Here is a 14,862-nt window from a genome sequence, read left to right as displayed (position 1 = left end):
GGAGAGTAGATCGGCGCCGAGATTAATTAAAAAAAGAGAGTTGAGACTTCGGTCTTGGCTCTCTTTTTTGTTGGCAGACAGTCTGCGCGTTTAGAAGTTTTGAAAGCCGCCGCACTTAAATAGCATTCATCTTGCGCTCAAAAAGTCTTGCAAAATGATGGGGTTGCTGATACACTTACTTCGTGAACAATAGTATTTAAAAATATTATGATGTAGTCTGTATGGTGCATAGTCAGGTGACGTGAGTTTTATGGGATATTTGGGCAGTGTAAAATTTTTCAGGCATCTTATTTTAACGATATTACTAGTGGCTGCGAGCGTTTTATGTTATTTTAGCGTTCGTGTTTATTTTTATAAAGGGGACGACCGGGCTCCCGCAAAAGAGGCGCCTATACAAAAACGTACCGACGCTGTAGATACGCCGTCTGATACACAGAAGCCTGCCGCGTCCAAAGCAACCTATTTTCCATACAAAAATAAATATGCAAAGCTTTATGCGGTTCCCGATGAGGAAAAGGAACTTGACAACAACGACGTGTATTTGACCTTTGACGATGGTCCGTCAAAGCATACCGGAGCGTTTCTTGATATTTTGAAAAAGCATAACATCCACGCCACCTTTTTCGTAGTGGGGACGAACGTTGAAAAATATCCGGACATTATCCGCAGGATGCACAAAGAGGGGCATACTATAGCGGTTCATACGTACAGCCACCGCTATAAGGAGATATATTCGAGCGTTGACGCTTATTTGAGCGACTTTGCCAAGGTAAATAACGCAATTTATTCGCTGACTGGCAAACAAAGCGGGCTTTTCCGTTTCCCGGGAGGCAGTATCAATGTATTCAATTACAGGATATACGAGGAGCTTACGGCTGAAATGCTGCGCAGGGGGTTCCGGTTTTTCGACTGGAACGTATCCGCGGGAGATGCCGCAAAGAGGGTGCTACGCGCCAATATTGTCTCGAATGTAGCGGATAATGTCAGCCGAAGGCATCCGAACGTCGTATTGATGCACGATACCTCCGAGCTGTCGCTGAGCGCGCTGGACGCTATCGTTGTTTCACTGAAGGCAAAAAACTATGTCTTTAAGCCATTGAAATCAAGTTGCAGGCCTCTTACTTTTACAAAATAAAGGAGTAGTTATTATGGATTATATGCGGAATTTCAAAACGGCGCTGGGAGAGATCTTCCCTTTAAAAAAGAATGACGACGAGCAGTCGGTACAGCCGATGGTGATCGAAGAAAGAACGGTTGCAGAACCTGTTATAATACCTCGTCCGGAGAGAAAAGAGGTCCGCAAGTCGGAGGTTTCCGTAATATCAGAGGGGACCTGCATCGTGGGAGAGCTTCTTTCAAGCGGCGATATCGACATGAGGGGCGAGATCACAGGAAATATCTCCACCAAGGGCAACGTCGTGCTCGCCGGCAACATCAAGGGCAACGTCTCAGGTGAGAACATAGAACTGAGATCCTGCACTGTAAGCGGCGACCTTACCGCGAACGGAACGATAAAGGTCAACAAGGGAACAGAGGTCATAGGCTCTCTCTCCGCGAAGGAGCTTTTTATAGACGGCAAGGTCAAGGGCGACATTTTCTCCGCGACGGACGTCTATTTCAAGCAGAGCGCGTTCGTTCTCGGCAATGTTACGACTAACACGATCGCAATCGAAAAGGGCGGCATCATCTGCGGCGAGGTCTGCATCAGCAAGGTCGAAAAGGCTGAGGGTATGTTCTCCGACTGCGCGCGAGCCGGCAACCAGAAATTTGCTAAAGCTGCAAACGAGGGTTAAGTCTTTAAAGTATGGACCACAACAAGCATAAAGAAGTATTTTTTAAAATTTTCAATAGGATAATAAAAGAGGGATGGCGGGCAGACAAAGCCGCCTCCTTCTTTGCTTTTGCAATGAGGACGACGGGGTTGCGCCAAGACGTCTCGCGTAGAAACATAGAACTTATTTTTCCAACAAAGCCTAAATTTAGGAAAAAACAGATACTCCGGCGTTCGTATGACAATCTTGTCTGGAATCTGCTGGAGTACGCGGCGTGGCAGAACGACCCTGGGCTTTTAGACAGCATGGCCGTAGATATAAAAATGCGCGAAGAGCTGGACGCGGCGCTTGCCTCGGGCAGAAAGGTGATCGCCGTCTCCGCTCGTATGGGCAACTGGGCTTTTCTCAGCGCCTGGCTCAAAAGAAATTACGGCGCGGGCTGCTCGTTCCACCGACACGGCGAGATAGAAAAATATACGCCGCAAGGGCTGGCCGCCTATCTGGAAAAAGAGCTGGAGGGCCGTGAGATACTGCTGGTCGCCGGAGACAGACGCGCGGTGCGCGAAGGGGCGAAAGTCTCCTTCCTGGGGCAAGAGACATCTACTACGACGCTGCCGGCGCGCTGCGCGCTGGCGGCCGACGCATCGGTGGTTCCCGTCACCTGCACGCGGGCGGCGCCTTACAAGGCTAAGATATCTTTTGGCTGTGCGATGGAGCCGCCGCGTGAAAATACTCCAGAGGCGGCGCTTGAACTGACTCAGGCGATATGCCTCGAACTTGAAAAACGAATAATATTGGAGCCGGAACAGTGGCTATGGCAGCAGAATCGTTTTGAAGAGATAATAAAGGCGTACCGGCAGTAGCGGTACGCCTTTTTAAGTTATCGCATGCGCGGTGTGAGGCGCGGGCCGGTCTTTATGCCAGCCTGCGCCATTTGTATTGGGCGAAGGCGGCTCCCGCGAGCACGAAGAGGACGACGGCGCGAAAACCGACGACGGGGGTGGTGAAGGCGCTTATGTATGACGTTGCAAGGGGCACCAGCGCGAAGTCAAGCGCCGTGAAAAACCACATCAGAGCTATCGCCTGAGGCTGCACTCTTTTTGGCGCGTTGTCCGAGACGAGCGCCAGATGCAGCGGGAAACCAAATCCCATGCCGACGCCGAAGAGAAGGCCTAGGGCCATCAGCGAGGCGCGGCTGGGGTGGATGGAGGCAAAGAGCAGCATCAGCGACATTCCCGCTATTATCGGCACGGAGAGTTTTTTGCGCGGGTAGCGGTCGAGTACTTTGCCGAAAAAGAGGCGCACGGCAACGCCTATGACGGCGTTTGTCGAGAGAAAGTATGAGGCCATGAGGCCGTAGCTGCTGGTCATTGAGGCCATAAAGGCGGAGGCCGCGTCCGTCAGCGAAAAGAGAAACATCGAAAAGAGCGCAAGCGACAGCCCCGGTATCTTGAAGCAGTCGGCGATGCCCTTGAAGATGTTGCCGTTGTTTTTTGGAGTTTCAAGCGCGACGTCTTCCGTCTTCAGCACAAAGACGGTTAGGAGGGCCATTGCGGCCGCAAGGGACATAGGAATCAGGATATAGGATGTGAAATGCCCGTGCGATAAAAGCCAGTCCGCAAGCGGCACTACGGTCATCATCGGAGCGAGGCCGCCCGCCATGATGAGGGAAAAGGCAAAGCCGCGCTCTTTCTCATCGAAGGCGAGCGACTGATAGGTGGCAAGCGCTATCTGAGAGAAGGCGGTGCCTGCGCCGAGCATAAAACGGGCGGCAAAGGCGCAGACGAACGAGTTGCCGGCAAATACTATCCAAAGCGAGGCCGCCACCGTAAGTACGCCTCCTATTGCGAAAAGCCGTTTGAATCCGCTGCGCACCAGAAGGTTTCCTAAAAGCAGGCGGAAAATGAGCGTGGCAAAATAAAAGGCAGAGACGAGCAGCCCGGACTGAGCCTGCGTGAAACCTGCGTTTGCGTAATAGATGGGCAGCAGGTAGGAGACGTTGGAGTAGCCGAACATAAAGAAAAATCCCAGGGCGAGCAGCACTATTTTTTTGCGTTTGCTCTGTCTTCCAGAATCGCTGTCAATCACGGCACCACCCCTGCGGCTGCGGCCGTATAAAAGGTTCGTCATCATTGATGCGGGCGCCTCGCCTTCCAGTCGTTGACGGCGGTGAGGAAGGCGTCACCATAGCGCTCCAGCTTTGCCGCGCCGACGCCGGGAACCTCGAGAAATTCCTGGTCGGTCGAAGGCAGCATGTCACAGATGGCGGTGAGCGTCCTGTCGGAGAAGACGACATAGGGCGGCACGGAGTCCTCGTCCGCTATCGCCTTGCGAAGCTGGCGCAGCTCCTCAAAGAGATCGCTGTTTATCACTTCCGCGCTCTTTGTGTGTTTTTTGAGCTTTTCTTCCTTTGCCGCCTTTTCTTCTGTGCGGCGCATGACAAGCGGCGCAGCGTTGCGAAGAAATGGCATTGTGCGTTCCGTGAAGGCGAGCACGGGGAAGTCTCCGTTTTCAGTTTGCAGATAATCTTCGGCCACGAGGAAATTCACCATGTCGCGGACGTTCTGCTGGCTTCTGTCCTTCAACAGGCCGTAGGTGGAGATGGCGTTGAAGCCGAGTTTTTTAATATCTTCGCGTTTTGAGCCGCGCAGCACGTTCACCAGCATGGAGGCGCCGTATTTGCCGCCTCCCGTGGCCTCCGCCATCCTGTAGACGCAGGAGAGTATCTTCTGGGCCTCCACAGTGACGTCAACCATCTCGCGCGTCTCGGTGCAGTTGCCGCAGGCGGCGCATTTTTCTGGTACGTCGCTCTCTCCGAAATATTTTAATATATACCCCCGAAGGCAATCAGCCGTATGACAGTAATCGACCATCGCCTGAAGCTTGCGCCGCGCGGCTGGCCGTGCCTCCTCCGGGCTCTGCTGAATAAAAAAGCGCGCCGTCATGACGTCCTTCTGGCTGAAAAAAAGTATGCAGTCCGAGGGCAGCCCGTCGCGCCCTGCGCGCCCCGCCTCCTGATAATAGGCGTCTATGTTCGACGGCATGTTGTAATGCAGCACGTAGCGCACGTTGGACTTGTCTATGCCCATTCCAAAGGCGTTCGTGGCCACTATCACGGAGGCTTTGTCGTAGATGAATTTTTCCTGGTTTATACGGCGCTCCTCGTCGGCAAGACCTGCGTGGTAGCGCACCGCGTTTATCTTGTGCGCGCGAAGCCGTTCGCAGACGGCCTCAACGTTTTTGCGCGTCGAGCAATAGATTATGCCCGATACGTTCGGGTACTGCGATACGTACTGCATCATTGCCGAGTTTTTGTCCGCGGGGTGGTCGACGTGGAAGAATAAGTTTTCGCGGTCAAACCCGGTAGTGAGCAGAAAAGGGTCGCGCAGCGCAAGCTGACGCACTATGTCCAGGCTCACCTCAGGAGTCGCTGTTGCAGTGAAGGCGGCGACCGGCGGCCTTTTGGGAAGCGAGGCTATCACAGGCGCGATGTTCAGGTATGAGGGCCGGAAGTCGTGTCCCCACTGCGAGACGCAGTGCGCCTCGTCCACTATGATGAGGCTTATCGAAATGGAGCGCAGAAACTCGCCGAAGCCCTCTCCCTCAAGACGTTCCGGCGCTACGTACAGAAGGCGTATCTCGCCCGCGCGGACGCGGCGGAAGATGTCGGCCGACTGCTCCCATTCCATAGAACTGTTTATTGAGGCTGCGCGCACGCCGTTTTGCAGCAGCGCGTCTACCTGATCCTTCATGAGCGAGATGAGCGGGGAGATGACGACGGAGAGGCCTCCCGCCATTATAGCGGGGATCTGATAACAGAGCGACTTTCCAGCTCCGGTGGGCATGACGCCCAACGCGTCGCGTCCGCCGGCCACCGCTTCTATTATCTCTGCCTGGCCTTTTCGAAAAAAGCTGTAGCCGAATACTTTTTTTAAAACTATAAGCGGATCTGCTGCCATAAAAACATTCCCTTCCCGTCATACACGGAAAAAGTATAACATGTCCGCCGTTTCGTGAATCAAAATTCGCGCGGGCGCGGGTAAATAGAGCTTTACAGTTGGGGCGAAAGAGCCGACGTTCGTCTAACGGTTGTTTTCAAAAAGGTCGAGCAGCGAGAAGCCGTCTATGTTGTCTATGCCGACGTCGCCGTGGTGTACGCGCAGACGTTTGTACCGCGCCTCCGCGCCGTCCGGCGTCACGTCTGCCGCGTAGAATGTAAGGCCGCCCTCTTTTGCGAGGCAGAGTATCGCGCTGTTGCGCGCCTCTTTGCGCCATTTGAGCTTATCTGAGTTTTTTGCCATGAGGAAGTTTGAAAGGCCAAGGCCGTTTTCGGTTTTGAAGCTGGGCGAGGCCGTCTCTATTTCAAAGACCTTGCCGTTCATGAAGATTATTTTAAATTCGCGCGAGGGGTCGTTTATGTTGTAGCTCCATATCTCAACAGGATTTTCCGCTATTATAGATTTTCCGCCGACATGGCCGAACTCCTTGCGGTCGGGGCCGCGGCTTTCCATTGCGGCCTTCACTTCGTCTTTTGTTGAATCAAGCAGCACCGAACCAAGCGATTTGCCGGGCACGATCACGAGCCGCGGGTTCGTCGGCGCGCCAAGCATCACCTTCGCGGCGTGTATGGCGTGCAGAGGCGCCTTGTCGTCGGGCGCGAGCTTCGCCGCGAGCGAAAATGCGTCTATCGCCTCTTTATAGGCGCCTATGCGAAGCAGCTCTTTGCCGCTTGCCATTTTCTTTTCAGGCTCTTTATATATCTGCGAGAGGCGCGACAAGGCATGAGCCGCTTCGGGGATGTCGCCCGCCTTTTCCGCGGCTTGCGCAGTGAGGTTCCATATCTCGGCGTCTTTGTTGCGGCGTTTCGCCGCCTCTTTGAGCCATTTCAGCGCCTTTTCATATTCGCCGTTTTCCATGTAGAGCCAGCCTACGCGCGTCATCGCCTTGACGTCGTTTTTCGCGGTCTTTAGATGCTCTTCGTAATAGGAGATGGCGGCGCGCCTGTCTCCGCGCTCTTCGCGGCAGTTTCCTATCTTGAAGAGGATGTCGCGGCGCTCGGGGCGTATGCGCATTATTTTTTTGTAGAGCTCCTCCGCCTTCGCGTATTCCTTTTGGTTGAAGAGCGCTTCGGCGCGCAGATAATATTTTTCCGGCAGCACGTTGACACGGTAATACCACCAGCCGCCGCCGCCGAAGGCGGCAAGCAGCGCTATGGCTATGCCTATGAAGACGCAGCGCGGCACCTTGCGGCGCGGCGGCGTTTTTGCGCTCCACTCGCGTTCCTCGTCCGTCATTCCCTGCTGGTCGTGGGGGACGGTCTCGGGGCATTTTATCTCTCCGACGTTGTTGTCGGTAGTTTCATCTATTGTTTTTATTTCTTTATCGTCATTACTCATGAAAACAGGCCCTCTTCGCTGATCTATTTATAATTGCCTTACGGCATCATATCTCACTATAGAATTTTATCAGATATATGCCTTTTTGCTATGGCCGATTTTCAAAAAAAAGTATATCCTTATACGGTAACGTCAATCTAGAATATTTTTATATAAAACGATACGGTATATAGAAAGCACGGAGGGAATGTGCGTGGAATTGAATTTTCAGGAAATAACATTAGCGGAGGCGCCCAGATATGTAAAACACTGGGAGATGTGTTCGCAGCTCGCGTCGGATTACTGTTTCCCCGTTATATGGAGCCTCGGGGCCGATTTCGGCACACAGTTGGCCTATGACGAGACGACGGATCTATATTGGCTGCACCAGAGCAAGGTAGGGCTTTCAGACCTGGCTCCCGTCGGCAACTGGATGCGCGACGACTGGCCGCGTATACTCCGCGAGCGCTACGGGCATGAGATAACGCTGTCGCTGGTGCCGGAGGAGCTCGCCAATATATGGAGCGCGGAGCTTGCGGACTGCGCCACAGTTCAGGTCGTGGATGACCGCGGCACGTGGGAATACCTCTATGACATCAGGCAGCTCGCCTCTCTCGCCGGCAATAAATATATGAAGAAGCGCAACCGCGTCAACCAGTTCCGCAAAAACTACGATTATATCTATCAGCCGATTACGGAACAGCTCCTTCCCGAGATAGTCGACTTTCAGTACTCGTGGTGTCAGGTGAACCACTGCGGGACGACGATGGGGCTGATGCAGGAAAACCACGGCATACAAAAGATACTGCAAAACTGGTACCGGATACCGAACCTCTGCGGCGGCGCGATAACGCTTGACGGCAATATAATCGCATATACGATAGGAGAGCTTGCCGGCAGCACGCTCGTCGTGCATTACGAAAAGGCGAGCCTCGAATACGGCGCCGCCTATCAGGTGATAAACAAGGAATTTCTCTCGCACATGGTGGAGGAGCACCCGGAGCTTCAAATCGTAAACAGGGAGGAGGACATGAACGACGCCGGGCTGCGCGCGGCTAAAATGTCCTACATGCCGGTAGGCTTCATCAAAGAGTGTCAGGTGAGGATAATTTTCGACAGTTGAGCGAGTGTCATAGCGCGTAAAATATGTTAGAATCACAAAGATAAAAACTTTAATAAAAACGGAGGATTAACATGATGAAAATGTTGGCGCTTAGCGCAATGGTTGCGGCCGCGGTGATCATGCCGCTCGCCTCTCCCCAGACGGACGGAGCGGAGCCCGCGGAAGCGGCTGCAAAACGCGAAGTGGCGGTCTTTGATACAAACTACGGCACATTCAAGATCGAACTTTACAACGACCTCGCCCCCAAGACGGTGAAGAACTTCGTAGACCTTGCGAAGAAGGGCTATTACAACGGTCTTTCATTCCACCGCGTCATCGACCAGTTCATGATCCAGGGCGGCGACCCCAAGGGCAACGGAACCGGCGGCCCCGGATATGTCATTCCCGACGAGTTTGGCAAGGGCCTCAAACACGACAAGCCCGGCATACTCTCAATGGCGAACGCAGGCCCGAACACAGGCGGCTCGCAGTTCTTCATCACGCTTGTCCCCACGCCGTGGCTTGACGGCAAGCACGCCATCTTCGGCCATGTCGTCTCCGGCATGGACGTAGTTGAGAAAATCGGCAAAGTGGACACCGACTCGATGGACAGGCCCCTCAAAAAGGTAATCGTAGAGAAGGTCGTCATAAACTAACACAATAAAGCGGCAGCGTTTTTTAAAAAAGCCGGTGGCGGGGGAGTGATGCACAGCGTGCACATCCCCCGCCTTTGTGTTAAAATGACAAGATGAAGTTTAATGTCTGCCACTTTACACGAAATGGGGTAAATAACTTGAGTATAGAGATACGATTCAAAGAGATGCTCCCATACAGGACAGAAAAACCCATCACCGCGAAAAATCTGCTTCAGCGGGTAGATTTCCCCAACAAGGGAGATGTAATGGCCTGCCGCGTCAACAGGGTGCAGCGCCCGCTTTCGTGGGAGATAGTGATGGATTCGTTTGTGGAATTTATAACCATCGAAAGCATCGAGGGCATAGAAGTCTACCTCAAAACATTATCGTTCATGCTGACGTCGTCTGCGTCGCTGCTTAAAAAAATAAGGCTGAACCTCACTCAGTCCATGCTCTATTCATATTTTTACGAGTCCCCGGACGGAGAGATATCAAGCGAGGAATGTGAAGAGCTGGCGGCCGAGATGCGCCGTATGGTGGAGGGCGCAGTGCCGATAACGCGCGAGGTCTTCCCGATAGACGTAGCGCGCGCTATAATGCACGAGCAGGGCTATTTCGACAAAGAAGAGCTGCTGCGCTGGGTCGGCAACGACCCCGTGATCCTTTACAACTGCTGCGGCATCTATGATTTTTTTGGAGGGGCGCTCGCCGACAACACGGCGCTTGCTCCCACCTTTGAACTCCACTCTTATCACGGAGGGATATTCCTCTCCGGCCCCAGCTTTGGGAACCCTAAAAAAGTGATGCCCTTTGAGGAGTCGCCGAAAATATTCCACCTCATACAGGAACACACTCGGTGGCTAGAGCGCCTTAAAATAAGCACTATGGCCGGCATCCACAGCCACGTCTCCGCTGGCCGTTCGCGTGACCTGGTGATGGTCTGCGAGGCGCTGCACACGAGGCTGCTCAGCGACATCGCGCGCCAGATAGAGGAACGCCCAAACGTGCGGCTGCTCTGCCTCGCTGGGCCGTCAAGCTCCGGCAAGACCACCTCGTCGCGCCGTCTGCGCGTGCAGCTGCTCTCATCAGGCATAAACTCCGCGACGCTTGAGCTTGACAATTATTTTGTGAACCGCGCGCAGACGCCGCTTGACCGCTCCGGCAAGCCGGACTTCGAGGCGCTGGAGGCGCTTGACCTTGAACTCGTCAACGAGCACATATCGGCGCTGCTTGCGGGAGAAGAGGTCGATGTGCCGAAGTTCGACTTCATAACAGGAAGCCGCACGAAGGGCTTCAAAATGCGCCTGGCGCCAGACGAGATGCTGGTCATAGAGGGGATACACGGCCTCAATCAGAAACTTACCGCAAGCATCCCCGCTGAAAATAAATACGGCATCTTCATCTGCCCCCTCACTGGGACGAACATAGATTTCCACAACCGCATAGGCACGACCGACACCCGCCTCCTGCGCCGCATGGTGCGCGACGCGCGCACGCGCGGACACGGGGCGGAGGCCACCCTTTCACAGTGGCCCTCTGTCGTTCGCGGCTCCCACAAACACATCTTCCCCTATCAGGAGCGGGCCGACGCCACCTTCAACACCTCTTTAGCCTATGAGATCCCCGTGCTGAAAGGCTACGTGCTGCCGCTGCTTAAGACCGTCCGCGAAAGCTCTCCCGTCTACGGAGAGGCGAACCGTCTGCTTGCGCTGCTTGACTATGTTCCCGTCATACCGTCGGACGACGTGCCGAACCTCTCCATCATAAGGGAGTTCATAGGCGGAAGCTGCTTTGAATGATGCTGCACGCGCGGCGCTTTGCGCGCCGCGCTCGTTTGGTTCAATAAATCGTAATGTTATGTAAAGAGGTTGTTTATGTTAATTCTTCACTGCGGACTTGAAAACGATAAAATATATCTATGGGGCGAGTGCTCCTTTGAACATAGAAAATTCTCGCATATCTCGAATAATGAAACAGAGCGCGCGCCGAGGCATCCGTGGGGCGCGGACTCGCGTGAGCTGCGCGCGGCGCTGAAAGAGGCGGCTATACGCCACGGCAGAAAAAGTTCTTCCGAAGAGACGGCGGAGATATTTCTGCTTCTGCCCTCACGCGGCGGCCTGCCGGTTCCCTCAAACCCGATACTGGGCGACGCGGCAAGCGACGGGCCGATTACCGCCGCTTTATATTCCACGGAGGCCGTCGTGCTCAGCTTTGACGAATTTATGGAGCTCATCCGCCTATACCGCGAAAGCGACGAGCGGCTCAGCATCCCCGGCGTTCTCTTTGGCGACGACATAAAATATCTGTGCCGCGCCGCCGAATACACGGCGGCGCTGGTGCAGCGCGGCTCCTACATGCCAGACATGAAGCGGGAAGAGGCGGGTTACGTCTCGCAATGGCGTCCGATGATACTTGCAAAATATCAGGACGAATTTACCGCGTTCGCTTCGGCGATGCCGGCGCTTCTTTGCGGGCTTTCGGCCTCCGCGCCTTTTACCGCGCCGCGCGGACGGAGGGCCGCTTCCTTCTCCCTGCTTGAATCGCTGCTTGACATGATGATACGCGCCTCGCAGTCTCAGGCCGCGGAACGCGGGCGCAAGGTGAACGCCGGCAACCCGCACGAGATATGGCTTCGTTCGCTTATATGGCAAAAGGCGCCGCTTCTTAAATGGGACGAAGAGATGACCTCGCTCTACCCGCAGATACGAGCCTGGGCCGACTCGCTTAAGGCGGTGACGGCGCAGCCGTGGCGGCTTTTTATGCGCCTCGAAGAGCCGTACGAGCCGGAAGAGGAGCTGGAAGGCGACGCGCCGAAGTCAAAGCGCAAACAAAAGCCCAAAGAAAAGGAATGGATACTCTCGTGGCATCTCCAGTCCACGCAGGACCCGACCTTGATAATCCCCGCCGAACGCGTATGGAGCCCGACTGAGGCCGAACGCCGGTGGTTTGAGCACACACAGACGAACCCTCGCCGCTACATGCTTCAGATACTGGGGCAGACGGCCGCGCGGGTGCCCGCGATAGCGGCGAGCCTCGACGCCCCGTACCCGTGCGAATGCCGGCTCTCGCTCGATGAACTGTTCGATTTTCTTGAAAACCACCTGCCCGCCGTCATGGACGAAGGCATACAGGTGCAGTTCCCAAGCGCGTGGGGCGACCTCTCGGGACGCCCGAAACTATCGCTTAAGGCGACGCTGAGCGACCCCGCCTCCTTCTCCGCGCAGGGGCAGATAAAGCTGACGGACATGCTCGACGTAGACTGGTCCGTCGCGCTCGGCGGAGACACACTGACCGCGGACGAACTTGAGATGCTTACGGAGCTTAAGACGCCGCTTACCAACATACGCGGCCGTTGGGTGATACTTTACCGCGACGAAATAGAAAAAATAACATCCGCGCTCAAAAAATTGCCGGAGAAGATGGAGCGCAAAGAGGCGCTGCTTTCCTCGCTGCGAGAGGAGCACAACGACGCGCCCATCTCCGAAGTGACCGGCTCTCCGTGGCTCGCCTCCGTGCGCTCGATGCTCACGGGAGCCGCGCCGCTGGAAGAGATGGAGCCGCCGGACGGCTTTGTCGGCACGCTTCGGCCCTATCAGGGAAAAGGGCTTGCGTGGCTTGCGCGGCTGGTCAAAATGGGCATGGGCGCCTGTCTTGCAGACGATATGGGACTCGGCAAGACCGTACAGACGCTCGCTTTGATAAAAAAACTGCGCGCGATGGGCGAAAAACGTCCCGTGCTGCTCATCTGCCCCACCTCCGTAATGGAAAACTGGCGCCGCGAGACGCAGAAATTCGTCCCCGGCATGGAGACGCTGCTCCACCACGGCCAGAAACGCAACAAAAAAGAGGCCTTCACGGCGGAGGCGCTCGCCGACACCATTGTAATATCGTCATACTCGCTGCTCTACCGCGACAACACACTCTTTTCAAAGGTAGACTGGGCCGGAGTCATTCTCGACGAGGCGCAGAACATAAAGAACCCCGACACCTGCCAGTCGCGCGCGGCTCGCTCCATACGCGCCGACTGGCATATCGCTCTCACGGGAACGCCGGTGGAGAACCACGTGGGCGACATGTGGTCGCTTATGGAATTTCTGATGCCGGGCCTAATGCCAAACCGCGCGCGCTTCTCGCGCGAAATACTGCGCCCCGTGCAGGCGGGAGAAAAAAAGGCGATGGACAAGGTGCGCCGTCTCACCGCTCCGTTCATCCTGCGCCGCTTGAAGACCGACAAAGAAATAATCAGCGACCTGCCGGAGAAGATAGAGACAAAAGAATTCTGCCCGCTCTCGCGCGAGCAGGCGACGCTTTACAGCACGGTCACAACGGCGCTTGCGCGTTCTCTTTCGGGCGCGGAGGGCATACAGCGCAAAGGCATCGTGCTTGGCGCGATAACGGCGCTCAAACAGATATGCGATCATCCGCTGCTTTACATAAAAGACAAATCGGAATATGACAACCGTTCCGGCAAGATGGCGCGGCTTTCGGAGCTTGCGGAGGAGATGCTCGCCGCCGGCGACCGCGCTCTCATCTTCACTCAGTACGCCGAGATGGGCGCGCTGCTCAAAAAATTCCTTCAGGAGACCTTCGGGCGCGAGGCGCTCTTCCTTCACGGCGGCGTGCCTCGCGAAAAACGCGCGGAGATGGTGCGCCGCTTCCAGGAGGACGAAGACGCGCCGCCATTCTTCGTGCTGTCGCTTAAGGCCGGAGGCACTGGGCTGAACCTCACGCGCGCAAACCACGTCATAATGTTCGACCGCTGGTGGAACCCAGCCGTCGAGCAGCAGGCTGTAGACCGCGCCTACCGCATAGGGCAGGAGAACAACGTTCAGGTGCACTACTTCTGCTGCCGCGGAACGCTTGAAGAAAAAATAGAAAAACTGATAGAGAGTAAAAAAGAACTTGCGCAGATGCTGGTCGGCACAGGCGAAAGCTGGCTCACCGAAATTTCCGACAGCGATCTGCACGAACTGTTCTCATTGGATAAGGACGCGGTGGAGAATCTATAATGGCATTCGATGGCGAAGTGAAATTCTACAAATATAAAAAGCCGCGCGAGACGCGCTGCGGGATAAAATCACGCACGGCGCGCGGGCACAGCTACGGTTCAAACTGGTGGTCGCGCCGCTGGGTCGAGATAATGGAACAGTGCATCGACGCGGGGCGTCTCGCGCGCGGCAAAAGCTACGCGCGCCGCGGACAGGTGGTCAACATACAGATAGAGCCGGGGCTTGTCACAGCCTTCGTACAGGGCACGCGCAAGACTCCCTACCAGATACGGCTGGGCTTTGAGACGATAACTTCCGAGGCGCGGGACCTTATCCTCTTCCGGTGCCGCGAAAGCGCCACCTTTGCCGCGAAACTGCTGGCCGGAGAGATGCCGGCGGAGATGGAAGAGATATTCAAAGAGGCGGGCACGCCGCTCTTTCCGACGCGAAATGCGCTGCGCCGCTTCAAATGCACCTGCCCGGACGACGCCTCTCCCTGCAAACACATAATCGCGGTGCTGCTCATTTTGGCCGAAGAGCTGGAGGACGACCCGTTCATACTGCTGCGGCTGCGCGGCCTTGACAAAGAATCGCTGATAAACCTGCTGACGCTTGAAAGCGCGTCGGACGAGGCGGACGGCGAGTGCGAGCCGGGATACGAATGGGACGAAGAACGCGAAGAGGCGCTGCTTGGCGGCTCCGACGACGAAGAGCCGCCGATGCCTGCCGCAGACGACGTGCCGCGGATAGACGCCGACTGGTATAAATCTGGAGAATTTTCCTTTGAAAGGCCGGAGCCGGACATCCAGCGCCGCGCCGCTGCTTTAGGCGTCATGAACGACTTTCCCTTCTGGCGCGGCGAACACCCGTTCCGCCAGACGCTCGCGCCCTTCTACGAAAACGCCGCCGTCTACGCGGGCGAGATACTTACCGGAGAAAAGAAAAAGCCGGTAGGCCGCCCAAGGAAAATAATCTAAAGACCGCACAAAG

Annotated in this window: 11 protein-coding genes; 8 read left to right on the top strand and 3 right to left on the bottom strand. The window is 55.4% G+C overall.

The window, feature by feature from the left end; translation table 11 throughout:
- Positions 1-250 precede the first annotated feature (250 nt).
- From RRY12_08340 to RRY12_08330, 3 genes are read left to right on the top strand one after another with little or no spacing between them, the layout of a single operon-like run.
- A complete protein-coding gene (locus RRY12_08340) occupies positions 251-1,135 on the top strand; it encodes a polysaccharide deacetylase family protein (GenBank protein MEG2184670.1) in 885 nt (294 codons plus the stop codon).
- 13 nt (positions 1,136-1,148) lie between these two features.
- Positions 1,149-1,793, top strand: coding sequence for a polymer-forming cytoskeletal protein (locus RRY12_08335; protein ID MEG2184669.1), 645 nt, complete (start codon positions 1,149-1,151; stop codon positions 1,791-1,793).
- An 11-nt stretch (positions 1,794-1,804) separates the two neighbouring features.
- A complete protein-coding gene (locus RRY12_08330; protein MEG2184668.1) occupies positions 1,805-2,635 on the top strand; it encodes a hypothetical protein in 831 nt (276 codons plus the stop codon).
- A 52-nt stretch (positions 2,636-2,687) separates the two neighbouring features.
- Here the strand turns inward: RRY12_08330 and RRY12_08325 are convergent, their stop codons facing one another.
- The 3 genes from RRY12_08325 to RRY12_08315 all read right to left on the bottom strand — a co-directional run bounded on the left by RRY12_08325 (position 2,688) and on the right by RRY12_08315 (position 7,168).
- Positions 2,688-3,905, bottom strand: a complete 1,218-nt coding sequence (locus tag RRY12_08325) for an MFS transporter (protein ID MEG2184667.1) — start codon at positions 3,903-3,905, stop codon at positions 2,688-2,690.
- Entirely contained in the window at positions 3,902-5,731 is a 1,830-nt protein-coding gene (gene recQ / locus RRY12_08320) for a DNA helicase RecQ (protein ID MEG2184666.1), read from the bottom strand. The genes RRY12_08325 and recQ overlap by 4 nt, the downstream gene beginning before the upstream one ends.
- Before the next feature lie 123 nt (positions 5,732-5,854).
- Positions 5,855-7,168, bottom strand: coding sequence for a tetratricopeptide repeat protein (locus RRY12_08315; protein ID MEG2184665.1), 1,314 nt, complete (start codon positions 7,166-7,168; stop codon positions 5,855-5,857).
- 193 nt (positions 7,169-7,361) lie between these two features.
- Here RRY12_08315 and RRY12_08310 point away from each other — a divergent pair, with 193 nt between their 5' ends.
- From RRY12_08310 to RRY12_08290, 5 genes are all read left to right on the top strand, one after another.
- Complete coding sequence (locus RRY12_08310; GenBank protein MEG2184664.1) at positions 7,362-8,270, top strand: phosphatidylglycerol lysyltransferase domain-containing protein; 909 nt, start codon at positions 7,362-7,364, stop codon at positions 8,268-8,270.
- 71 nt (positions 8,271-8,341) lie between these two features.
- Positions 8,342-8,905, top strand: a complete 564-nt coding sequence (locus tag RRY12_08305) for a peptidylprolyl isomerase (protein ID MEG2184663.1) — start codon at positions 8,342-8,344, stop codon at positions 8,903-8,905.
- Positions 8,906-9,042: 137 nt separating this feature from the next.
- The gene (locus RRY12_08300; GenBank protein MEG2184662.1) at positions 9,043-10,683 is read left to right on the top strand and encodes a nucleoside kinase; all 1,641 of its coding nucleotides are present in this window, start codon (positions 9,043-9,045) and stop codon (positions 10,681-10,683) included.
- Positions 10,684-10,758: 75 nt separating this feature from the next.
- Positions 10,759-13,893 (top strand): DEAD/DEAH box helicase, encoded by a 3,135-nt coding sequence (locus tag RRY12_08295; protein MEG2184661.1) that lies wholly within the window; start codon positions 10,759-10,761, stop codon positions 13,891-13,893.
- Positions 13,893-14,849 carry an SWIM zinc finger family protein gene (locus RRY12_08290; GenBank protein ID MEG2184660.1) on the top strand — a complete coding sequence of 319 codons (957 nt, stop codon included), beginning with the start codon at positions 13,893-13,895 and terminating at the stop codon, positions 14,847-14,849. The genes RRY12_08295 and RRY12_08290 overlap by 1 nt, the downstream gene beginning before the upstream one ends.
- Positions 14,850-14,862: the final 13 nt, after the last annotated feature.

This window comes from Cloacibacillus sp., assembly GCA_036655895.1.
GTDB lineage: Bacteria > Synergistota > Synergistia > Synergistales > Synergistaceae > JAVVPF01.
Note: the sequence above shows the minus strand (reverse complement) of the source record. Positions and strands in the feature narration are given on the sequence as shown.

Bases quoted from the DNA above. Each gene is read 5' to 3' on its own strand.
- RRY12_08295 (MEG2184661.1), top strand. From the start codon at position 10,759: ATGTTAATTCTTCACTGCGGACTTGAAAACGATAAAATATATCTATGG.
- RRY12_08305 (MEG2184663.1), top strand. From the start codon at position 8,342: ATGATGAAAATGTTGGCGCTTAGCGCAATGGTTGCGGCCGCGGTGATC.
- RRY12_08340 (MEG2184670.1), top strand. From the start codon at position 251: ATGGGATATTTGGGCAGTGTAAAATTTTTCAGGCATCTTATTTTAACG.
- RRY12_08325 (MEG2184667.1), bottom strand. From the start codon at position 3,905: ATGATGACGAACCTTTTATACGGCCGCAGCCGCAGGGGTGGTGCCGTG.
- recQ (MEG2184666.1), bottom strand. From the start codon at position 5,731: ATGGCAGCAGATCCGCTTATAGTTTTAAAAAAAGTATTCGGCTACAGC.
- RRY12_08290 (MEG2184660.1), top strand. From the start codon at position 13,893: ATGGCATTCGATGGCGAAGTGAAATTCTACAAATATAAAAAGCCGCGC.
- RRY12_08330 (MEG2184668.1), top strand. From the start codon at position 1,805: ATGGACCACAACAAGCATAAAGAAGTATTTTTTAAAATTTTCAATAGG.
- RRY12_08335 (MEG2184669.1), top strand. From the start codon at position 1,149: ATGGATTATATGCGGAATTTCAAAACGGCGCTGGGAGAGATCTTCCCT.
- RRY12_08315 (MEG2184665.1), bottom strand. From the start codon at position 7,168: ATGAGTAATGACGATAAAGAAATAAAAACAATAGATGAAACTACCGAC.